The 21,150-nt window shown below is 51.0% G+C and carries 20 protein-coding genes and 1 pseudogene; 9 read left to right on the top strand and 12 right to left on the bottom strand.

Annotated features, from left to right (window positions below):
* Positions 1-2,322, bottom strand: coding sequence for a phosphoenolpyruvate synthase (ppsA, locus tag GKC03_06480; GenBank protein ID NYT12182.1), 2,322 nt, complete (start codon positions 2,320-2,322; stop codon positions 1-3).
* Between the two features lie 350 nt (positions 2,323-2,672).
* Between ppsA and GKC03_06475 the strand changes: the two genes are divergently transcribed.
* The 5 genes from GKC03_06475 (at position 2,673) to GKC03_06455 (ending at position 6,373) form a co-directional block, all read left to right on the top strand.
* Positions 2,673-3,233 (top strand): pyruvate synthase, encoded by a 561-nt coding sequence (locus GKC03_06475; GenBank protein ID NYT12181.1) that lies wholly within the window; start codon positions 2,673-2,675, stop codon positions 3,231-3,233.
* On the top strand, positions 3,233-3,514 hold the full coding sequence (locus GKC03_06470) for a 4Fe-4S dicluster domain-containing protein (protein NYT12180.1): 282 nt from the start codon (positions 3,233-3,235) through the stop codon (positions 3,512-3,514). Before GKC03_06475 ends, GKC03_06470 begins: the two co-directional genes overlap by 1 nt.
* The gene (gene porA, locus GKC03_06465) at positions 3,515-4,675 is read left to right on the top strand and encodes a pyruvate ferredoxin oxidoreductase (protein NYT12179.1); all 1,161 of its coding nucleotides are present in this window, start codon (positions 3,515-3,517) and stop codon (positions 4,673-4,675) included.
* Entirely contained in the window at positions 4,672-5,610 is a 939-nt protein-coding gene (locus tag GKC03_06460; protein NYT12178.1) for a pyruvate ferredoxin oxidoreductase, read from the top strand. Before porA ends, GKC03_06460 begins: the two co-directional genes overlap by 4 nt.
* A gap of 115 nt (positions 5,611-5,725) precedes the next feature.
* Positions 5,726-6,373 (top strand): DUF1847 domain-containing protein, encoded by a 648-nt coding sequence (locus GKC03_06455; protein NYT12177.1) that lies wholly within the window; start codon positions 5,726-5,728, stop codon positions 6,371-6,373.
* A 32-nt stretch (positions 6,374-6,405) separates the two neighbouring features.
* Here GKC03_06455 and GKC03_06450 read toward each other — a convergent pair whose 3' ends face one another.
* Positions 6,406-7,080 carry a radical SAM protein gene (locus GKC03_06450; GenBank protein NYT12176.1) on the bottom strand — a complete coding sequence of 225 codons (675 nt, stop codon included), beginning with the start codon at positions 7,078-7,080 and terminating at the stop codon, positions 6,406-6,408.
* Between the two features lie 159 nt (positions 7,081-7,239).
* Between GKC03_06450 and GKC03_06445 the strand changes: the two genes are divergently transcribed.
* Positions 7,240-7,884, top strand: a complete 645-nt coding sequence (locus GKC03_06445) for a class I SAM-dependent methyltransferase (GenBank protein NYT12175.1) — start codon at positions 7,240-7,242, stop codon at positions 7,882-7,884.
* Here the strand turns inward: GKC03_06445 and GKC03_06440 are convergent.
* From GKC03_06440 to GKC03_06420, 5 genes are all read right to left on the bottom strand, one after another.
* Positions 7,859-8,104, bottom strand: a complete 246-nt coding sequence (locus tag GKC03_06440; protein ID NYT12174.1) for a HypC/HybG/HupF family hydrogenase formation chaperone — start codon at positions 8,102-8,104, stop codon at positions 7,859-7,861. The genes GKC03_06445 and GKC03_06440 overlap by 26 nt on opposite strands.
* A gap of 9 nt (positions 8,105-8,113) precedes the next feature.
* Positions 8,114-8,470: a nascent polypeptide-associated complex protein gene (locus tag GKC03_06435; GenBank protein NYT12173.1), complete on the bottom strand. Its 357-nt coding sequence runs from the start codon at positions 8,468-8,470 to the stop codon at positions 8,114-8,116.
* A 98-nt stretch (positions 8,471-8,568) separates the two neighbouring features.
* Positions 8,569-9,936, bottom strand: coding sequence for a type I glutamate--ammonia ligase (glnA, locus tag GKC03_06430; protein NYT12172.1), 1,368 nt, complete (start codon positions 9,934-9,936; stop codon positions 8,569-8,571).
* A gap of 121 nt (positions 9,937-10,057) precedes the next feature.
* On the bottom strand, positions 10,058-11,383 hold the full coding sequence (gene glnA / locus GKC03_06425; protein ID NYT12171.1) for a type I glutamate--ammonia ligase: 1,326 nt from the start codon (positions 11,381-11,383) through the stop codon (positions 10,058-10,060).
* A gap of 178 nt (positions 11,384-11,561) precedes the next feature.
* The gene (locus GKC03_06420; GenBank protein ID NYT12170.1) at positions 11,562-12,734 is read right to left on the bottom strand and encodes a hypothetical protein; all 1,173 of its coding nucleotides are present in this window, start codon (positions 12,732-12,734) and stop codon (positions 11,562-11,564) included.
* A 172-nt stretch (positions 12,735-12,906) separates the two neighbouring features.
* On the opposite strand from GKC03_06420, the gene GKC03_06415 reads away from it, so the two are divergent.
* Both GKC03_06415 and aspS read left to right on the top strand, forming a co-directional pair.
* Positions 12,907-13,377, top strand: coding sequence for an Lrp/AsnC family transcriptional regulator (locus GKC03_06415; protein NYT12169.1), 471 nt, complete (start codon positions 12,907-12,909; stop codon positions 13,375-13,377).
* 223 nt (positions 13,378-13,600) lie between these two features.
* On the top strand, positions 13,601-15,463 hold the full coding sequence (gene aspS, locus GKC03_06410; GenBank protein ID NYT12168.1) for an aspartate--tRNA ligase: 1,863 nt from the start codon (positions 13,601-13,603) through the stop codon (positions 15,461-15,463).
* Positions 15,464-15,465: 2 nt separating this feature from the next.
* On the opposite strand, the gene gatB is transcribed toward aspS, so the two are convergent.
* From gatB to GKC03_06395, 3 genes are all read right to left on the bottom strand, one after another.
* Complete coding sequence (gene gatB, locus GKC03_06405; GenBank protein NYT12167.1) at positions 15,466-16,809, bottom strand: Asp-tRNA(Asn)/Glu-tRNA(Gln) amidotransferase subunit GatB; 1,344 nt, start codon at positions 16,807-16,809, stop codon at positions 15,466-15,468.
* Entirely contained in the window at positions 16,806-18,047 is a 1,242-nt protein-coding gene (gene gatA / locus GKC03_06400) for an Asp-tRNA(Asn)/Glu-tRNA(Gln) amidotransferase subunit GatA (protein NYT12166.1), read from the bottom strand. Before gatA ends, gatB begins: the two co-directional genes overlap by 4 nt.
* 89 nt (positions 18,048-18,136) lie before the next feature.
* Entirely contained in the window at positions 18,137-18,409 is a 273-nt protein-coding gene (locus tag GKC03_06395) for an Asp-tRNA(Asn)/Glu-tRNA(Gln) amidotransferase GatCAB subunit C (GenBank protein ID NYT12165.1), read from the bottom strand.
* Between the two features lie 163 nt (positions 18,410-18,572).
* Here GKC03_06395 and GKC03_06390 point away from each other — a divergent pair, with 163 nt between their 5' ends.
* A complete protein-coding gene (locus GKC03_06390) occupies positions 18,573-19,064 on the top strand; it encodes a tetratricopeptide repeat protein (GenBank protein NYT12164.1) in 492 nt (163 codons plus the stop codon).
* Positions 19,065-19,340: 276 nt separating this feature from the next.
* On the opposite strand, the gene GKC03_06385 is transcribed toward GKC03_06390, so the two are convergent.
* Both GKC03_06385 and GKC03_06380 read right to left on the bottom strand, forming a co-directional pair.
* A complete protein-coding gene (locus tag GKC03_06385; GenBank protein NYT12163.1) occupies positions 19,341-20,009 on the bottom strand; it encodes a phosphoglycolate phosphatase in 669 nt (222 codons plus the stop codon).
* Between the two features lie 256 nt (positions 20,010-20,265).
* Positions 20,266-21,131 (bottom strand): annotated as a pseudogene (locus GKC03_06380) (GTP cyclohydrolase I FolE2).
* Positions 21,132-21,150 lie beyond the last annotated feature (19 nt).

Raw genomic sequence — 21,150 nt, 5'->3', positions numbered from 1 at the left:
TCAATCCCTTTTGCGAAGCGACTCAAGGATTATCCTCTGCTCCGTAGATGCGACCATGGAAATGGTCTTGATCACGGTATCTGGGTTCAGGGAAATGCTGTCGATGCCCTCTCTCACAAGGAACTCGGTGAATTCGGGGTAGACCGATGGGGCCTGACCGCATATTGAAACAACCTTGCCCTTGGAGTGAGCGACCCTTATGAGGTGGCTTATGGCTCTCTTGATCGCCTCGTTCCTCTCATCAAAGTAGCCCATTCTCCCAAGTATCTCTGAGTCCCGGTCGGCTCCCATGATCAGCTGGGTCAGATCATTGGATCCTATGGAGAAACCGTCACAGTGTTCGGAGAACTCCTCTGCCATGAAAATGTTGCAGGGCACCTCGGCCATGAGATAGAGCTTGAAGTCTCTGTCTCTCTTGAGACCAACCTCGTCCATCATCGCGGTGATGATCCTTAGCTCCTCGATTGTGCGGACGAAGGGGAGCATTACCCAGAGATTCTTGAGCCCCATTTCCTCCCTTGCCTTCTTTATCGCCATCAGTTCCAGCTTGTAGGCCTCGTGGTACTCCTCAGATACATATCGGGAGCATCCTCTCCAACCTATCATTGGATTGGATTCCTGGGGTTCGTATGCCTCGCCTCCCTTCATTTCCCGGTACTCGTTGGTCTTGAAGTCAGATGTTCTCACTACCACTGGACGAGGATAGAAGGCCCTGCCCACGATGGCCAGACCATTCGCGAGTTTGTTCACCAGCTCCTCACCCCTTCCCTGCTTCATTAGGCTCAGGGGATGCTCCTCTACGAAGCTCGTAAACAGGAACTCGATCCGCATTAGACCGACTCCCTGAACTGGCAGCCTAGCATATTCTTCTGCCTTCTGGGGTATTCCAATGTTGACCAGTATCTTGGTCCCGGTGACCGGTGTAGCCTGCGCCATGATGGTCGGCTTCGGCTCTTCCTTGACCTCCTCTACGCCTTCGATGATGACCCCTATGTTGCCATCGACGGTGACCAACTGACCGTCATGGATGAGCTTCGTGGCGTTTGTGGTTCCCACAACGCAGGGGATGCCGAGTTCTCGTGCGACGATTGCCGCATGGCATGTCATTCCCCCTTCGTCAGTCACTATCCCGGCGGCCCTGGTCATGGCTGGAACCATGTCCGGAGTGGTCATCTGAGTGACAAGAATATCGCCATTCTCCACCAAGTCAAGGCTCATGTCGCCCTCTAGGAGGATCACCTTGCCAGATACCCTTCCTGGACTGGCAGCAAGCCCCTTGGTGATTATGTTCTCGACCTTGGTCTCATCTTTCACGGTCATCTCGGTACCTCCTTTTGAAATCCGCAGATGGTTTGAAGAATTCGATTTTAAGGTGGTAACAGGCCTAGCCTGTACAAGATATAGCTCACCGTCCTCCATCGCCCATTCGATGTCCATGGGACGGTCATAATGCAGTTCGACCTGATTCCCCACCTCCGCAAGAGAAAGGATTATCTCATCAGGCAGTTTCTGGGCATTCTGCTGATCTTCTTCGATATCGAGTCTTATGGTCTCCCCGGTTTCTCCTCGAACAAGCTTCCAGGTCTGGCTTGCAACCCGCTTGTTGATGATGCGCTTGTGAAACTTTTCCACGACATAGGTGTCGGGAGTGACCTTTCCGCTCACCAAAGCCTCTCCGAGACCATAGCCCGCCTCGATGATGATGTGGGGAAGTTCGGAATTGGGATCCACCGTGAACATGATTCCGGAAACATCCGACCGCACCATCTTTTGAATGATAACTGCCAGCTTGATCTTGTCATGTTCGAATCCTTGAGTAGCCCGGTAGGACATTGCCCTGGGAGTGAACAGCGATGCCCAGCAACGCTTGACCTTGTTCAAAAGATCCTCGGGTTCAAACACGTTCAAGAAAGTCTCCTGCTGTCCCGCGAAGCTCGCAGTCGGGAGGTCCTCGGCAGTGGCACTGGATCTTACGGCGACCAGGCCGTATTGACCGTTTCCCCCGAAGAGCCTATTGAATTCATCGATCGTCATCTTTGTGAGCTCAGACGGCATCTCTGCATTCTCGAAGGCATCGCAGATGGCTTTCGATGTCTTGTGAAGAGACTTGTCGGAAGTCTCGTCAAGCTCTGACAATATGGAGTGGAGTCTTTCCTCCAGATTATTCTCTTCCAGGAAGTAATCATAGGCAGCGGTGGTGAGCACGAAGCCAGGGGGGACCTGGAACCCGGCCTCGGTAAGCTCCCCAAGGTTCGCACCCTTACCGCCCGCTATATCGATGTCGTTGACGCTTAGGTCGGATATGCTGAGTATTTTCTTCATGATTCATCCCCGTACCGAACGCATCCCAGCGGCAAGCCGGAGTCACAACTCCAAGCCGGTATTTAACCATATGACCTCTTGTCGGATAAAGGATATGGTCTTTCCTAAAGGTACCTCCTAAGCAGGATTGTCCTTCAGTCATCTTAGCGATATTAGGCGAGGACATTGCGAGAACTCTCATAATGCAAACGGTGATTTTCGAGTATGCTTTCTCTCCCTGTGATTAATGACAATCGTTTCCGAGATGACATAAATCGAATGAATTAATCACATTAACGATTAATCACGACTTAGGTTCGATAGAAGAATTTAAAACAAACTTAGCTGTTCTGAATCTCAGAGGGTTTGCTGTGAAAACCGTTGAAGTACGTTGGCATGGACGTGGCGGTCAAGGAGTAGTAACTGCTAATGAACTCCTTGCGGGAGCCGCCATACGAGAAGGCAAATTCATCAAGGCATTCCCTGAGTTTGGCCCAGAAAGGATGGGCGCCCCTATCAAGGCGTTCTTCAGGATATCCGACGAACCGATTAAGGTTCACAGCCAGGTGTACAATCCAGATTATGTGGTCATATTGGATCCCACACTGGTTGGGCATGTGGACCTCACCGGCGGATTGAAAACCGGCGGTGCAATCATTGCGAATTACCCCGAAGGGAAGGAGAAGCTCCTGGAATCCCTCGGCGATGGTGGCGAGATCCACGTGGTCAACGCTACAAAGATCGCTCTGGAAGAGGTTGGGCGACCCATTGCAAACACGGCAATGTTGGGTGCTCTCGTGAAGGTATCGGGTATAGTGTCGTTGGATAGCATTCTCGCCGAGCTTCAGGCCAAATTCTCAGCCAAGTTCCCGGATAAAGTAATTCAGAAGAATATCAATAGCGTCAAGCGGGCCTACGAGGAGGTAGACTGATGGCTGGAGATACTGCACATGATGTTCCAGAGGGCGGTGTGATCCTCGAAGCGGGAAAGGCAAGGGAATACGAGACCGGTTCCTGGCGTTCCAAGAAACCTGTGTTGGATAAGGAGAAGTGCATCGACTGTCTGACCTGCTGGATATACTGTCCTGATGATAGCATAGTGATCAAAGAAAAGAAGATGGAGGGGTTCAAGTACAAGTACTGCAAGGGATGCGGCATCTGTGCAAAGGTGTGCCCCAAGGAAGCCATCGAAATGGTAGAGGAGGGAAAGTGAATGGAACTGATGGCAGTCAACGGGGACACCGCGATAGCATATGCCTGGAAGCAGGTGAATCCCGATGTTGTGGCGGCCTATCCAATAACGCCTCAGACCATCATCGTTGAGGCATTTTCTGATTATGTCGCCGACGGCGAGGTAGACACAGAGTATGTGTGTTCTGAGTCTGAGCACTCGGCCATGACCATCTGCATAGGCGCCTCGGCTGCTGGTGCGAGGTGCGCAACCGCCACCGCCTCAGCTGGACTGGCTCTCATGTGGGAAATGCTGTACGTAGCAGCATCCATGAGGACACCCTTAGTGATGGCAGTGGCCAATCGAGCGTTAAGTGGACCGATCAACATACATTGCGATCACAGCGATTCGATGGGTGCCAGAGATTCTGGCTGGGTGCAATTATACGGGGAGAACGTACAGGAGGCCTACGACCAGTCGATAATGGCTTTCAGGATCGCAGAGCACCCCGATATCCAGCTACCAGTGATGACCGGGTTGGATGGATTCATAATCACTCACGCGATCGAGAACCTGCAAGCCCTTCCCGACGATGTTGTAAAGGATTTCGTTGGAGAGTTTAAGCCCAAGTACCCTTTGCTGGACGTGAAGAACCCAGTGACCATGGGTCCCTTTGACAATTTCGATTGGTACTTCGAGCATAAGTATCAGCAGGTTGAGGCAATGAATAGGGTGCCCAAGGTAGTGAATCAGGTCTTCGATGACTTCGAGAAGATCAGTGGAAGACGCTACAATGTCGTAGAGCCCTACATGACGGATGATGCCGACTATGTCGTGATGGCGATCGGCTCCACTGCAGGCACCCTCAAAGCCGCCGTTGATGAACTCAGGGCCGAGGGTATGAAGGCGGGTAGTGTCAAACTCCGCATGTTCAGGCCATTCCCCGAGAAAGAGATACTGGAGGTGCTGGATGGAAAGAAGGCGGTCGCGGTCATGGATCGTGCCATTAGCTTCGGTTCCTCTGGACCCGTGTTCCCCGAGGTAAGGTCAGCGATGCTCGATGCCAAGGATGCACCAAGGGTCGTCAACTATATTTACGGACTTGGAGGGAGGGACGTGCCTCCAGCGGACATTAAGAACGTGTTCCGTCAGCTTGCGGCCGGAGAGAGTGAGAAGATCAACTTCATGGGGGTGAGAGTTTGAAGATAGCCGATTTCGTCGACAAGCCCCAGAGGCTCACTTCCGGGCACAGGCTGTGCGCCGGATGCCCCGAGGCGATAATTGCCAGGCAGGTGCTGCTGGCAACGGATAAACCAGTAGTCGTGGCCAATGCGACAGGCTGTTTCGAGGTTTCAACTACCGTATATCCTTACACTGCGTGGGCGGTTCCGTGGATCCATACCGCCTTCGAGAATGCGGCAGCCACAGTGGCAGGTGTGGAGAGCGCATACCGCGTCCTCAAGCGCACAGGGAAGGTGACCGAGGATATTCGCTTCGTGACCTTTGGGGGCGATGGCGGAACCTACGACATCGGCCTTCAAGCCTTGTCCGGCGCGGTGGAGAGAGGACACAACTTCCTCTATGTCTGTTTCAACAATGAGGCCTATATGAACACCGGTATCCAGAGGTCCGGAGCCACCTCATTGGGTGCTCAGACCACGACCTGTCCAGCTGGTACATGCATACCGGGCAAGAAGGAATTCCCCAAGGACCTTACCCGGATTATCATCGCTCATGACATACCCTACGCAGCACAGGCCTCACCTCACAACTGGAAGGACCTGATAACCAAGGCGCAGAAGGGTTTCGAGGTTGAGGGTCCCGCCTTCATCAACACCATATCGCCGTGCCCAAGGGGATGGCGCTATGACTCGGCCGATTCCATACAGATCGCCAAGCTCGCGGTGGAGACATGCGTTTGGCCTCTTTACGAGTTTGAGAACGGGGAGTATGAGCTCACTGCGGAGAGCAAGCGAATCGCCGAGGGCAAGAAGGAGAAGAAGCCGGTTATCGATTACCTCAAGACTCAGGGTCGTTTCCGACATCTTCTTAAAGAGGAGTGGACACCTGTCATCGAGGATATCCAGAAGAACTTAGATGAACGGTGGGAGAGGCTCCTGAAGCTCGTCAGCTTGTGAAGAAACCACTTACTCCGTTTTTCATTTTTTAATATCATCCTGCCCAAGCTTGAGCTATCTTGTACGGGGAACAGGTTTTAAAATACGATTCCGATTCCAAGAAAAGGTTGAGAATATGGACTACCCCAGATGCGATAGATGCGGTCGAAATGAATGCCGGAGCGGAGAAGAGCCCATCAATCCCAATTGCCCAATCCTAAAGGAGGGCATCGATGAGAGCGAGATAGTATCCAGGTACCTTGAGGAAAAGGTCGCCCCAATGTACCTTGTCGCATCCAAGATCGAGAAGGAGACCTACAGGGAGATCGATGGAGCTATCACCCCAATTCGCCCTCGGATTGCGGAAGTCATTGCCTTCTGCAAAGAACTTGGCTTGGAAAGAGTGGGCGTGGCCTTCTGCGCCGGACTTGTCTGGGAGGCAGGAAAGATATGCAAAATCATTGAAAAAGGTGGCCTTGACGTGGCATCGATCATGTGCAAGTGTTTTTCAGTGGAAAAAGAGGAGCTGGGGATCCCTCGAGAATCGTATATACGGGAAGGGGAGGAGAAAGGCTGCAACCCAATTATGCAGGCTGAAATGCTGAATCGGGCTGGGACAGAGCTCAACCTCATCGTTGGCTTGTGCATAGGCCATGACATACTCTTCACCCAGCACTCAGATGCTCCTGTAAGCACTCTCGTGGTGAAGGACAGAATGTCCGGCCATAATCCCATTTCTCCACTATACAGCGCTTATTTCTTAGAGATACTTGATCGAGAATGATTAATGGAGAATGACCTTGGGTATCTCCAGGACTAGAATACGCTTTGTAATCTGAAATCCCTGAAATGCTTCCTTATCTCTTGCATATCAGCTTCTTTCAAGGGTGAGATTCCGCACCTTCTCAAAGGCGTGTTCAGATATATGACGTCTGGATCAATCTCATTGCATAAGTCCCCCAACTGATCAACCTCGTTCTTGTTGGCCTCCATGAACATCAGCTGAAGTCTGAAACTCCCAGGGAATTCGGCAGCCGCCATTCGAATCCCTTCCAACACCCTTTCAAAGCTGATCGAACTGTGAGGCCGATTGACTTTGTTGAATGTCTCCCCGGTGGCAGCATCCAATTTAGCAATCACGATGTCGAACGGTTCCAGGGCTTCCATGCTCCCGTTGTTGAGGAAGTGACAGGAGTTGGTCAGGATCGCCAGGGACACATTCTTCCTCGCCTTGATGGCCTCCGCCATTTCCTTAAGATTCGAGGCAAGCATGGGCTCTCCTGTTCCCGAAAAAGTGATGAGATCGACTTCGTCCATTCTCTTGTGTTCAAGCTCCTCCATCAGTACCTTTGTCTGAATGAACTGGCACTTCTGCTCGCCAAGGATTCCTCCTTCACCTAGCTCGCAATAGATGCAGTTGAGGCTGCAGACTTTTGGACTAATGCAGATGGGATCAACTCCAAGATATGTTCCGATTTTCCAGGATCTCACTGGACCATAGACGACGCTCATCTCTAAATCAGTTATTCGTTTAGGCAGCAACTTGTAGAAATGCCTGTCCCCTTCTTTCCGCATCCTTAGCGTCAAGTCTCCGCTGATGATTCCGAATCTCCATAAAGTTGATGAGCGATTCAGCACTTCATAATAGGGATGAAGAATCCCTTCGATTCCGTTTCCAATGAATTCGATGAATGGTACAAAGATCATCCAATAATACTTGCCTTGGAACGAGGAGCGATAGGATCCATGAATCTCGCAGGAAGCGGCCTTGATATTGGTTGTGGTACTGGTGCCCTTTCACCGGCGGGAACCTTGTGCCTTGATCCCTCATTACCCATGTTGCATAAAGCCAAAATGCGAGGGTTCGAGTCCATATTGGGAATGGCGGAGAGCTTACCATTCCATGATCAGAGTTTCGACTTTGTAATCATGACGACCACGCTATGCTTCCTCGAGCACCCCCAATCGGCGATAATCGAATCAACCAGGGTTCTAAAGACAGGGGGTTACCTTGTGATATGCATAATACCCAGGGACTCATCATGGGGAGTCCATTACATCAGGAAGGGCGAGTTGGGACATCCCATTTACTGCCACGCCAGATTCTTAACGGTGAAAGAAACCGAACGAATGATGGAGAACGCCTCCATTGAATTGGACAAGGTGGCATCTTGCCTTCATTCTTCGCCGGAGGCTTCTCTAGATCATGATACTGTTCTACTAGGTGATGATAAAGGGGGCTTCGTCTGCCTGCGGGGCAGGAAAAAACTCAAGCAAGGGGATATTCGTCGTTGAAGTCTTCTTCTTGGGCAAGAAGCTCTTCCCAGAGTTTCAGGGTCTCAAGGGCTTCCTGCTCATCCATGGTCTGAATGGCGAATCCAGCATGGACGATCACCCATTCGCCCACGGACACCTCCACCATGGAAAGATTGACCTTCTTGTTGACTCCTCCAAAATCGACATCGGCGATCTTGCCCTCGATCGAAACCACTTTTCCGGGAATGGCCAGGCACACATTCTCACCTTAGGATGATACTATCTTCAGAATGGCCTCGGCGGGTTGTCCGTCGCAGGATGTAAGGGCTTCAATCGCCTGTTCCCTGGTGCAACCTGCCTGCTCCATTACAAGGGTGATGTCTTCTTCGGGGATGATTGGCCCAGCCTCCACATCGCTTCTCTCCCTGATCTCGTAGTCCCCGAGTATCTGGAAAGTGACCTGTCCCTGGACTTCCATCATGGTCACAGCAGGATCGCTGATGACGTATTCGCTGGTGGATGTCCGTATGACGACCTCTTCCGCATCCTCAATCTCCTCCGTCTTGATGCCAAGCTTCTTCATGGCTTGCTTCATCTGACGGGGATTCATTCTTCCACCTGGCATCATGGTCTCAGCTAATGTGATGAGCCATTCACTATTAAACCTTTTGAAAGCACCAATACAGGTTGCGAGAAAAAGGGAAAGATGATTGAATGAGCCGTTCAGATCTTCATGAGGTACCTGTCTAGCTCCCAATCAGTGACCTGTCGGCGGAACTCAGTCCACTCCTTCTCCTTGATGTGGAGGAAGTTGTAGAACGCATGGTCGCCTAGCGCTTCACGCATCAATTCGCTCTCCCTCATGTGATCAAGCGATTCTCCCAGGTTCTCCGGTAGCCGCTGGATGCCCTTTCCGCTGAGTTCCCGCTTGTCCATCTTGAAAGTGTCCATCTCGAATGGATCTGGCGGGTATATGTCGTTCTCGATTCCATCCATACCGGCGGCTAGCATCACTGCGAACTGGAGGTATGGGTTGCCCGCCGGGTCGGGATTCCTGTGCTCGACTCGGGTCTTGGAACCTCTTCCCGCTGGGACCCTTATCAGTGCGCTACGATTCATGTTGGCCCAGGTGATGCAGTAAGGAGCTTCGAACCCGGGAACCAGCCTACGGTACGAATTGATGTGCGAGGTGAGTATCGCGCAGGTTGCCTTGGCGTGCTTCAGCAGCCCACCGATGTATCTCAACGCCAGGTCACTCAATCCGTACTCGTTATCGGCATCATAGAAGATGTTCTCCCCCTTGAGGTCGGTGAGAGATTGATGGACGTGCATCGCCGATCCGTATTGATCCGTGAATGGTTTGGGCATGAAAGTGGCGTGGAGACCGAACTGACGGGCAATGGTCCTTATGCCCAGCTTCATGGTCATCATCCTGTCAGCTATGGTCAGGGCATCGCCGTACTTCAGATCGATCTCCTGCTGCCCGGGGGCCACCTCATGATGGGATTCCTCCACATCGAATCCCATCTGATCGAATGTCAGCATGATGGTCTTCCTCACCATCTCCCCCTTGTCAAGAGGCATCAGGTCAAAGTAGCCGCCCACATCGGAGGGTTTCTTGAAAGGCCTTTCATTGGCGCCAAGCTTGAACAGGAAGAACTCGAACTCCGGTCCCACGTTGAAGATCCAGCCCTTCTTCCTCACTTTCTTCAACAATCTTTCAAGGATGAGTCGGGGATCCCCCGGAAACCTTGAATTCCCGTTGTCGTCGAGGGACGGATCCAGGATGGTGCACATCAATCTCGCCGTTTTCATCTGACCGTTCTCGGTCCAGGGGTAGACCTGAAATGAATCCAAAATCGGCTTGGCCCTCATGTCAGATTCCTCGACACCTGAATAACCTTCGATCGAGGAACCGTCGATGTAGACACCTTCCTCAAGAGCATTTCCTAGCTTCCGGGCGGGAATGGAAACGCTCTTGACCGTACCCAATAGATCCGAGAACTGCATCTCGACGAACTTGATGTCATTCTCTTCCACTTGTTTCAACAGAGTCTTCGTCTTTTCCGGCTCATCCGCTTCTGATTCCATATCATTTCCAATTAGTGACCTTAGAAGTAATTTTTCGATTAGATATATATATGAAGAAATATGAAAAATAATAGCCAGAATTAAATATATAGATATAAAATAAAAGAGGAGCGTTGGCTCCTCAGAGGATATGAAGGAACTTCTTGATCTCCCAATCGGTCACCGAGGTCCTGAACTCGTCCCATTCCATATTCTTGAGGTAGAGGTAGTGCTGTGATATGTGATCCCCGAGTGTCTCCTTCACGAGCTTGCTCTCGGACATGCGGGTAAGCGCCTCTCCCAGGTTCTCCGGTAGGCTGTCTATGCCAAGTTTCTTCCTCTCAGCCGGACCCATCTTGTAGATATCCTTCTCGATAGGGGCTGGAGGATAGATTCCTTTCTTGATACCATCCATTCCAGCCGCGAGCATTATCGCGAACTGAAGATATGGGTTACCTGCGGGATCAGGGTTCCTGAGTTCTACCCTCGCTCTTGCACCCCTTCCGGCGGGAACGCGGATAAGTGCGCTCCTGTTCATATTCGCCCATGAGATGTAGCACGGGGCCTCGTATCCTGGTACTAGCCTCTTGTACGAATTCACATATGCGTTGGTGATGGCGCAGGCGTCACCAATGTGGTGCAATAGGCCGCCTATGTACTTGAAGGCGTTCTCGCTGAGACCGAACTCGCCTGTAGGATCGTCGAAGGCGTTCCCTCCGTCTTTCTCGATGAGTGATTGATGAACATGCATTCCCGAACCGTTCTCACCGAAGACCGGTTTTGGCATGAACGAGGCGTGGAATCCATGTGCCAGCGCGATAGTTTTTATGCCGAACTTGAGGGTTACCATCCTGTCCGCTACGGTCAGTGCTTCATTGTACCGAAGGTCGACCTCATGCTGTCCAGGTGCTACCTCGTGATGTCCAGCCTCGACATCGAATCCCATCTCATCAAATCTTAGCATGATGTCCTTCCTAACTTTCTCACCTTCGTCCATAGGCATCAGATCGAAGTATCCACCTGTGTCGGCGGGAATAGGCAGGGGTATTCGGTTCTCATCCAGCTTGAAAAGGAAGAATTCGAACTCGGGCCCGACATTGAAGGCCCACCCCATCTCCTTGGCCTTCTCCATTGCATTCTCAAGTACCAGGCGAGGATCTCCCTTGAATCTGTGACCGTGGTGGTCGTAGATCTTACACATGAAGCGAGCGGTCTTGGCGGAACCATTTGCCGTCCAAGGATATATCTGGAACGATTCGGGGATAGGCATGGTTCTCATGTCCGATTCCTCGATTGTGGCATATCCCAAAATCGAGGAGCCATCTATGAAAACACCCTCATCCAGAGCTCTCGCAGCCTTGTCCGCGGGAATCGAGACACTCTTGACCGTGCCAAGAATGTCTGAGAACTGCATCTCAATGAATTTGACCTTCTCTTTGTCTATTTTGGAGAGAATGGTCTCTTTCAACTCCGGATCGATATCTGTTGGTGTCATCTGTTGATGTGATAGACAAATGTATAGAAAAACCTTTCTATACACTATATATGAATTGTAATTCTTATTGGAATCGACATATGTTCATAGGAATCAAATCAAGGTGTCCAATTGATAAATCATAGATTAGAGAATCAAAGTGTGTCGACTTCTACGAATTGAAGATCCGCAGTATTCTATTAACGGCTTCCTCTGCATCTTCGGTCGAAGGAGCGCCTCCCGTGGCGAACTCTGGTTTACCGCCACCCCTTCCGCCTATCGGATCCAATGCCTCGGAAATGAGTTCCCTGCAATCGATTGTCAGGTCGGGACTCCTAGCGACTACCATCATCATTCTATCATCCACATTTACAAGGACGCAAAGTGTCCTTTCTCCCCTCACAAAGCGGTTTGCAGCAATCATCAAGGTCTTGTTGTCAAGACCATGGTAAATTCCCTTGTAGATATTCAATCCATAGACGCTCTCAGGCGTCAGGGAATCCAGCACCTGGCGGCCGTAGCGTTTGAGAGAATTCCTAGCCCTCTCTACCTCATCCTTCAGATTCACAATGGCCTTCATCAGGTCCTCGGGGTGAGATCCCGTCAGATCCGAGGACTTCAGGGCGATGGTAGCCAGTTCAAGCGACCGTTCAATGGCCTTTTCCCCAACCTCGAACTCGATTTCCACCGCACCCTTGGGTTTTGCCACAGTCATCCTTGTAACAAGTATCCGCACAATGTCACCTGTGCATGGAACATGGATCCCAGAACATGCCGCGGCATCATAATCTCCTATTCTGACGATGCGCACCTTATCATCTGAGATTCGATCCATCTTGATCCTGATTTCTTGGAGCAAACGATCCGTTCGATCCACCCAGGAACAATCGACATCAATTCGTCTCGCAATGGTATCGTTCACTTCCCTCTGTGCAAGAGAGATGATGTCCCAATCAATTCTTCCCTTCACTATGAATGACTTCTTCTCCTTTCCGATGGATATCTTGATGAGCTCTATATCTTCCACCAGATTTGAAAGGGCAGAGAAGAGCATATGTTCGGCCGTGTGCCCTCTCATGAGGTCAAGCCTTCTCTCCCAATCTACTGAGGCTTCCACTTCCTGCCGCTCTTGGAACCTATTACCAGGAACTTTGTGAAGCACGTTTTCCTCCTTCTTCATTTCAATGACCTCAAAGCCATCGATCCAACCGGTATCTGCTTCCTGACCACCTCCTCCAGGATAGAACGCTGTTTGATCCAGCTCGATCCAATCCTCATATACGTTCTTGATCTTTGCCTTAAAGGACTTGAGACAGGGGTCCTCTAGGTAGAGGAGGCGAGTCATGCGAATTCAAATGGGCCGATGGCTCATAAATCTTCCCCGGCTCTTAAGGGGAAATTGCTTGATTTCCATTTCATTCGCGGAGCAGTTCCTGAATACCAAAATGACATATACTTTCATCTTGATTGAACATCTGCGTCTCTGTCGCATACCAGACTCGATGAATGGTGATATTATGCTTGATGAACTAGACGAGAGGATTATCAAGGAGATCTGCGTTTCAAGCCAAGGGTCATACAGGCAGATCGCCAAGAGGCTGGGTGTGCACCCCACCACACTGATCCAAAGGATGAAACATCTGGAAGAGAGTGGAGTCATACTTGGATACAGGGCCAACGTCGATTATCTGAAGCTAGGCTACGAGTTCATGGCCCTTGTACATGTTTACGTTGAGGGGGACCTTCTTGAAATTCAGGGAAGGATGAGGCATATTGAAAATATTGTGGGGATCTTCGACGTCACGGGCGAATGTGACTCGATTGCCTGGGTAGCCTGCAAGAATCGGGATGAGTTCTCCGGGGTCATAAAGCAGATGCTGACCATTAAAGGGGTGAAGAAGACTAATACTTACGTGATTCTCAATGTCATTAAGGAGCCTCATGAGTTCGTACCGCAGTTCGATCAGGACGAGGAAGATGCCGACTGATCTTGCCGTTTCAAGGCCAGGATAGCATATCGCAGGATCGTATTGTCATCATAAACGAAAAAATACCGTATTATTTCGATTTATTGGACAATAATCAAAAATTTTACGAATTCAACATGCAATCATCCAATGTCCATTGGTATTGGCAGTGCAAAATGTTTAATACCTTCTCCTGTTTAAAGGGAATTTACTCATCTTGAGTTATTCCAAGAAGGGGAAGCATATGATGAGAACCCACACATGCGGAGATATCAAAGAAGATGACCTGAGAGAGCGTGTCACCCTTGCAGGATGGGTGAGATTTGCACGTGATCATGGGGGCGTTCTGTTCTTCGATCTCGCCGATTCCTATGGCTCGACCCAGGTCGTTTTGGACCCCGAGGCATTGGAAGATGGCCTGGACCTGGCGGTCCTAATGGACACGCTTAGCTCCTTCGGCAGGGAGTTTGTCATCCAGGTGACCGGCGTGGTAAGGAATCGCGTCGAGGGCACTGAGGATGATCGGAATCCTACTGGCATGGTGGAAGTTCTCATAGAGGATGGAAGGTTACTGAGCTCCTCGAGGCCCATCCCGTTCGAGGTGGCTGAGCAGAAGAACTCTATGCTTCCGGGGGAGGACCTAAGGCTCAGGTACAGATACCTCGATCTGAGGAGAGCTAGGATGCAGTCCAATCTCCGCTTCCGTCACCGGCTGATCACTGCCGCCCGGGAGGGGTTCGATAAGCTTGGATTCATCGAGGTGGAGACCCCCGTGCTCACCCGGAGCACTCCTGAAGGGGCCAGAGATTTCATCGTCCCCTCAAGGACAATACCCGGAGATTTCTACGCACTTCCCCAGTCACCCCAGCTTTACAAACAGATGCTTATGGTGGGCGGGGTTGACCGCTACTTCCAGGTAGCAAGGTGCTTCAGGGATGAGGACTCCAGAGCTGACAGACAGCCGGAATTCACCCAGCTTGACATGGAAATGGCCTTCGTCGACGAGGAGGACATTCGGGAAACCATAGAAAAGGTGCTTTCTCATGTCTGGAAGAAGGTATTCAATCAGAAGCTGGTTACACCCTTTCCAAGCATTTCATATCACGATGCCATATCGCGCTATGGTAGCGATGCTCCAGACATCCGATATGGTTTGGAGTTGACTGATGTCTCCGACATTGTCCGGAAAGCGCCATATGAGATATTCCAGCGAATTCTGAAGAATGACGGTGCGGTAGTCTGCGTGAACCTCCAATCTTCGCTTGTGAAGGATCCGGCTGAAGGTGAAGATAACATCGGCAGGAAGGAGATCGATCGCCTTATTGACTGGGCCAAGTCCCAGGGCATGGGTGGCCTAACATGGATGAGAGTCACTGATGAGGGATTGAATTCCAACATAGTGAAGTACTTCACCGATGAAGTTAAGGAGAGTCTGTTAAAGGCGATGGATGCGAAACCCGGAGACCTTCTTCTATTCCTTGCAGGACAAAGGGTGCAGACATTGAAGGCAGGCGGCGCTCTGAGGGCCAAAATTGCCAGGGATCTCTCTCTGATAAGCTCAAATGACCACCGCTTTGTTTGGGTGGTGGATTGCCCTCTCTTCGAGGTCGATCCTATAACAGGTGGTCTTGAGGCCTTCCATCATCCCTTCGTCTACCCGGTTGAGGGCAAGGTGGAAGGCGATCCTAGGAATATCAGGGGAACTTCATATGACCTTTGCCTTGACGGAGCCGAGATCGGGTCTGGGTCCATCAGGAACCACAACCCAAGGGTACAGAGACGCATCCTGCAGATGCTGGGTATGAGCGAAGAGAAGATCGTGGAGGATTTCGGCTTCTTCCTGGAAGCATTAGAGTACGGCGCCCCCCCTCACGGCGGCATCGCTCTAGGCGTGGACAGACTCGTTTCCCTTCTGCTGGGTTGTGATAGCATCCGAGAAGTCATCGCATTCCCCAAGAACAAGAAGTTCCAGTCACCTGTGGACGGATCACCGACTCCGGTTGAAGAATCCAAACTCTCTGAACTCCAGCTCATGTCTCTCGCTGAGGGAGATATGGAATTCCTGGATGAAGAGATCGATCTTGAGGACGCGGAGGAGGCCAAGTAGCCTTAGACCCTCTTTCTAAGTTCTATATGGACGGCGTCGACCACTTCAGATGAGGAGTATCTACCCTTCACCGAACGCATTACCTGGCCGATGATGAAGTTGGCAGCTTTCTCGTTCTGTTTGTAGTCTTCGATGATCGAAGGATTGGCGTCGATCATATCGTTAATGAGCTGTCCGAGCCCGGCGGATATCTCTTCAATATCCTGGTCCAAATCCTCACTGAACAGAGCATCGATGCGCCTCTTTGCCTCGAGATCCGTGATCTTCCCAGATGAAAAATCTTCCACTATCTCCGAGATGAATCCAGATACCTCTTCGAAGTTTTCTGAAAGCTCATCTGACCTGGACGAGATCGGTCCCATGATCCAAGGAAGTACCTTCTCGGGCGGTAACCTTGCGCAAAGCTCTTCGGTCAGGTCAGCGAGCCGATCCGATGTAAGGACGATCTGCCTGGCCGTTTCCGATGAAATGGAGAACTCTCTGGAGATGCGTTCAGCTCTGGCCAATGGGGTCTCCCTGATCTCCAGCCTCTTGACCATCTCTTTTAGGTGGAATACGCCAAGATCTGGCTCACCGATGTAGCCGTAATCCTCTTCGAATTCTTTCTTCCTGGCGGCCAAGGTGACCTTCCGCTCTTCGTCGAAGCGTCTGGTCTCCCTCACGACCTTCTTTCCAGCCTTTAAAAGCCTGGCCTGTCTGACCGCCTCGAATTTCAACCCGCGCTCGAGATTCTTCAAGCCTAGAATGTTCTTTATCTCCACCCTCTCCTTTCCCACAGAGATATTTGCATCCACCCTAACCGTCTGCTCATCTGAACCCTTAAGGCCCACCAATCCTCGGAGCTCAGTCAGGAGATTGGACATGAACTCCCTCGCCTCGCCAGGGGTCTTGAGGTCAGGCTCGGTGACGATCTCGACCAGCGGTATTCCGCTCCGGTTGTAGTCCAATAGCGATATCTCCTCACCAGGCTTCCCAATCCTTTTTATCTTTCCTGGGTCCTCCTCCAGATGGACCCTGGTGATGCGGATCGTCCTATCTCTGAATACGAATCTTCCCCGCTCTCCGATGGGTGAATCATACTGCGTGATCTGGAAGTTCTTTGGTAGATCTGGATAGAAGTATGTTTTTCTTGAGAACCAAGTGACATCGGGGATCTCGCATTCAAGGAATGATGCAATGGACAACCCCATCTCCATGGCACGCAGGTTAATCCTTGGCCTGGAGCCAGGAAAACCCAGGCAGGTTGGGCATATCGAGCTGTTCGGCCCATCCGAGGATGTGGGACAGGAGCAGAACATCTTCGATCTCGTTGGAAGCTGAAGGTGTACCTCAAGCCCGATCTTCACAGGATCACCTCCGGATATTCTGGCGCGAAATGATCCTCCCAACGCAGCATCATGTCTGCTAGTAGTCCTTCCTCCCAGTGAGGCGCCACGACCTGTACTCCCACCGGCATTCTCCCGACATAATCTGATGGAATTGAGACGTGTGGAAGGCCGCATAGGTTAGGTGGAACAGTCAGAAAGTCGGCCTTGTACATGTCGAGAGGCCTCATCTGATCGACCTCATCGAACCTGGGAGCCACGAATGGCATCGTAGGCGTCATTACTACGTCGTGGTCTTCGAACACCTTCTGGTATTCGCGTATGATCAGCGATCTCACCTGGAGCGCTTTCATGTAATAGCGATCCCTGAAACCCACCATGCGGGAGAAGGTTCCCAGCAAGATTCGCCTCTTAGCCTCCTTCCCGAACTCTTTGGACCTAACTTGAGAGAAGAATTCGTTGAAATGACTGCCGTAGTTGTCGTTTCTCACCCCGAACCTCATCCCGGAGTAGCGGGCGAGATTGGTTGAGGATTCCGAGGTGGCCAGGATGTAGTAGGCGGGAAGTGCGAAACTCAACGAGGGAATGCTCACCTCATCCACGTTCATTCCCAAGGATTCCATTTCCTTCAATGTCCTCATGAATGTGTCAGATATGTTCTCATCTAATCCCTCCAGGGCTTCCTTGGGAATCGCGATGTTCCTCGCTTCTCTTCCATCTAGTATCAGTTCAGGCTGAGCACACGAGGTGGGATCCTTAAGGTCCATTCCGGATATGGTAGGAAGGTGTTTCACTATCTGCTTTGCTGATCGCGAGAGCAGACCGATCTTGTCCAAGGAATTGGCGTAATCCACCAGTCCGTAGCGAGAGACCCGTCCATAGGTTGGGGTAAGACCGTATACTCCGCAGAATGCAGCTGGGCAGGCAATCGAACCGCCCGTAGATTCTCCTAGAGCCAGGTGCCCCTCTATCAAACAGGCAGCCGCTGCCGAACCGCCGCTGGAACCACCGCAGCACCTCTCTTCATCATACGGGTTGCGGGGGACGCCATAGGCACAGTTGGTGGAAAATGTCCCGAATCCGAACTCGTCCATGTTGTCCTTGGCCACCAGTATTCCTCCCGCCTCCTTCAGTCTGCTGATGGCAGTGGCGTCGAAGGGAGGTCTGTAACCATCTAGGATCTTGGAACCGGCGCGAGTCTGCATCTCTAATGAACATAGGTTGTCCTTTGCGGAGAAGTGGAAACCGTCATCTGGCATCTCCCAGTCATCACTCTTCACCACGATCTCTGAGAAAACTTGGAATCGCTCGTTCAGCTTATGAAGCCCTTGGATGAATAGAGGGTCGGTCACGCTAGCCTCGGCCCCCTTACCCAATCTTGATATGTGTCCAGTAGCTCCCTAAGCTGCGATGGGTCAATGTCCATGAATGGCTCATCCTCCCTCATTAAGTCCTCAATGGGTATAGGATTGAATCCATATTCCTCTGAAGATGGCGCCTCATCCAGTCCGGAAAGATACTCCAGTATCTCCTCCAGATCTCTAGAGAACTCTTCAAGCTCATCTTCAGACAGTTCGAGCCTGGCTATTCTTGCGACCTTCCTCACAACTTCCAAATCCATGTGCTCACCCTTGGAATGGGACAGCATCGATTATCTGCTGAGAATATTTAACTGTTCGTCGTGGTTCGACATTGTACACATTGTTTCCTGATTATCCAAGCACTTATAACTTGGCGAAAATCTTTATTTCCTAGTCTTGATTTACTCCAGATAAGGTGCTTTGATGGAAGGCTCTCAGAAGTTGATCGAACAGGCATACCAGCTTCTCGGTCAGGGGGATTACAAGAAGGCCCTCTCGAAATTCGATAAGGCTATTAAAGAGGACCCAAACAACGCCGAGGCATATTTCGGAAAGGCTGAGGCTGGCATGCTAGTGCCCAAGGTCACATCCGATGATATTCTCCTTGCGTATAGGAAGGCCATAGAGTTGGATCCAGAGAACGCATATTACTACAGTTCGATGGGCGCCTTCTGCATGGATGAGGGAAGATTCAACGATGCTGAAGGGGCATACAACAAAGCGGCAGAGCTGGACAGCGACAATTCATCGAACTACTACTCAGAATTCGCCGTTGCATATTATAGAAGGGCTCCTGAAGTGCACGAGCAGTTTTTGGACGATCAAGGATTGTTGATCATTAAGCGAAAGGCACTTCAGTATCTACTGAAAGCCCTAGATATGGACATCGAAGAGGTCAAGAAGATCCTAGGCTGAACTCAGACCAAGGGTCGCTCCGGAGTGTCCGTGGGCTTCCTGCCCCTGCAGTACTGACAGAGCCCAGTTTCCCTGTCGCGGTGCTCTGCGCAAACAAGTCTCCCACACAAGGGGCATGTGTGATCCGTAGGTTTTCCACATTGGCTACAGATCCCAAGCATTTTCAAGGTATCTCGTCTCCATTTCACTACTCGGGACCGAATGATCCCGGTGGAATAATATAAGGTTCTATTGTAGTAATAAATATCTGGATATACGACTTCTATGGATTCCTTGCTAGAGTAATCGGAGCCATTTGAGGCCCTCGACTACTCCCCCTGCATGGGGTTCCTTCGAAACGTAATCGGCCGCTCCCTTGGCCGCCTCGGATGCGTTGCTCACGGCTATGCCGTAACCGCATCCCCTGAGCATCTTCACATCGTTGTCCGAATCACCGAAGGCAGCCACCTCGTCAACGTCTATTCCAAGGAATCTGCAGGCTTCCTTGACCCCAGACATCTTGCTTTGTCCCTTCTCCATCAAGTGGATAGCGAAACCAGTGGTTTCGATCTCTAAGTCCCAACCTGAGAGCGCTTGCCGAACGTCCTCTTCTTTTACTGATAATCTTAGAGCGACCTGGGTTTCCCTCCACTTATCTGTGAAAAGGCGCTCAACCGGCAAGACTCCCTTGAGGTACTCAAAGGCCTCAAGAGGCCTCTGGTTGGAGTTGACCTTATGCACTTCCTCACCATATGCCACAATACCGCCGTTCTCAGCGATGATCGGACCGTTCAGGCCTATGAAGATGTGCAGGCCAAGCGCAACAGGAAGTACGTTACCGGAGGCTATCATCACCTGAATCCCATTATCCTGGAGCTCCCTGAAAGCCTCTACCGCTTCCCATTGGACCCTCCGGCGACTGTCAGTGATGGTACCGTCAATGTCAGTTACAATGGCCTTGATCATGTGCACACCTCAATTCTCCACCATTCGCAAAGGTCGTGCTTGTCCATCGCGATCGGGTTCTGGACAGTGAACGTTTGCTTTCTAGAAAAGATTAATCCCTATTCTTAGGTCCCCATGTCCCCGATGGTAACCGAGACCAAGGATTTTGAACACCGAAATAGCTCACCATAGCAATAGTCATTACTTTGTTGCCAAAGGAGACAATCCAATCTTAAATGAGGATCATTCGAACAAGAAATGTGAATCAGACCAGAACTCACTCTCTCAGTTCACCAAGAGTTGTCATCCTCTCCGCGAGTGCGTTATGCTTGTGGATTGACTCCTCGCTCTCGCTTCTTACGGTGACCAAAACGTTATCGGGTAGATGACGTCCTCCACGAACTTGGGGTTCCTGTGTGCCCTCACCACCACCTCTGCCTCAGCATTTCTCTTAAGGATCTCGTAGGTGGGACTGCTGAACGAATTCTCCACGATGTCAATTAGGTCATTCGCCTCGACATCGTATTCCTCTGGCACCTCCATGATCACAGATGACACGTTCCGCTGGTTATGGCTGATGACTGGGGTATGTGGACCCCCGTTGGGAACAAATTCGTCATAAGAGGTCCTCACGGTCTCCATGGCGCATGGACAAGCGGTCATTCCCACTACCTCGACACCAATGAGCTTCATGAGTCCGTCCCCTCTCTTGTTCCTCGCCTTGGCCATGAGCTTGAATGATTCCAGGCTCTTCATGCCACTTGGGGATTCCCTTTCCAGAAAATAATCGCCGGTGATGTTCACCTCGGCCCATGAGGCGTACTCGTGTTTCTCAAGCAGCTGCCTGCAGATGTCGGCCGCCAACACTTCCAGGCCAGATACTGGTTCCCTGACGCTCATGTCCACTAGTTCCGATATGACCTCGAGGTTCCGGGAAAGATGTGACCCCTTCTGCGTGGATGGGAGGTCAACGAAGACGTCGATCGATGAGTTGATGACTATCACATTGTCACCCCTCCTTACCGTGACCGGTTTCTTCACTCCTGTAACGCCGACCTTGGTCAGCTTGTAACCATTGTTTAGGTATCTGTTTTGGACGTCCGAGGTGGGAATGCTCTCACCGGAACCGGCATTGGAACGCATGACTTAAAGATTAGCCGTC

This window comes from Methanomassiliicoccales archaeon (genome assembly GCA_013415695.1).
Lineage (GTDB): Archaea > Thermoplasmatota > Thermoplasmata > Methanomassiliicoccales > JAAEEP01 > JAAEEP01.
This window is presented reverse-complemented; position numbering and strand designations above follow the sequence as displayed.

Coding starts and splice junctions, on each gene's coding strand:
- ppsA (NYT12182.1), bottom strand. CDS start 2,322: ATGAAGAAAATACTCAGCATATCCGACCTAAGCGTCAACGACATCGAT.
- GKC03_06470 (NYT12180.1), top strand. CDS start 3,233: ATGGCTGGAGATACTGCACATGATGTTCCAGAGGGCGGTGTGATCCTC.
- porA (NYT12179.1), top strand. CDS start 3,515: ATGGAACTGATGGCAGTCAACGGGGACACCGCGATAGCATATGCCTGG.
- GKC03_06455 (NYT12177.1), top strand. CDS start 5,726: ATGGACTACCCCAGATGCGATAGATGCGGTCGAAATGAATGCCGGAGC.
- GKC03_06445 (NYT12175.1), top strand. CDS start 7,240: ATGAAGAATCCCTTCGATTCCGTTTCCAATGAATTCGATGAATGGTAC.
- GKC03_06435 (NYT12173.1), bottom strand. CDS start 8,470: ATGCCAGGTGGAAGAATGAATCCCCGTCAGATGAAGCAAGCCATGAAG.
- glnA (NYT12172.1), bottom strand. CDS start 9,936: ATGGAATCAGAAGCGGATGAGCCGGAAAAGACGAAGACTCTGTTGAAA.
- GKC03_06420 (NYT12170.1), bottom strand. CDS start 12,734: ATGACTCGCCTCCTCTACCTAGAGGACCCCTGTCTCAAGTCCTTTAAG.
- GKC03_06415 (NYT12169.1), top strand. CDS start 12,907: ATGCTTGATGAACTAGACGAGAGGATTATCAAGGAGATCTGCGTTTCA.
- aspS (NYT12168.1), top strand. CDS start 13,601: ATGATGAGAACCCACACATGCGGAGATATCAAAGAAGATGACCTGAGA.
- gatA (NYT12166.1), bottom strand. CDS start 18,047: ATGCCAGATGACGGTTTCCACTTCTCCGCAAAGGACAACCTATGTTCA.
- GKC03_06395 (NYT12165.1), bottom strand. CDS start 18,409: ATGGATTTGGAAGTTGTGAGGAAGGTCGCAAGAATAGCCAGGCTCGAA.
- GKC03_06390 (NYT12164.1), top strand. CDS start 18,573: ATGGAAGGCTCTCAGAAGTTGATCGAACAGGCATACCAGCTTCTCGGT.
- GKC03_06385 (NYT12163.1), bottom strand. CDS start 20,009: ATGATCAAGGCCATTGTAACTGACATTGACGGTACCATCACTGACAGT.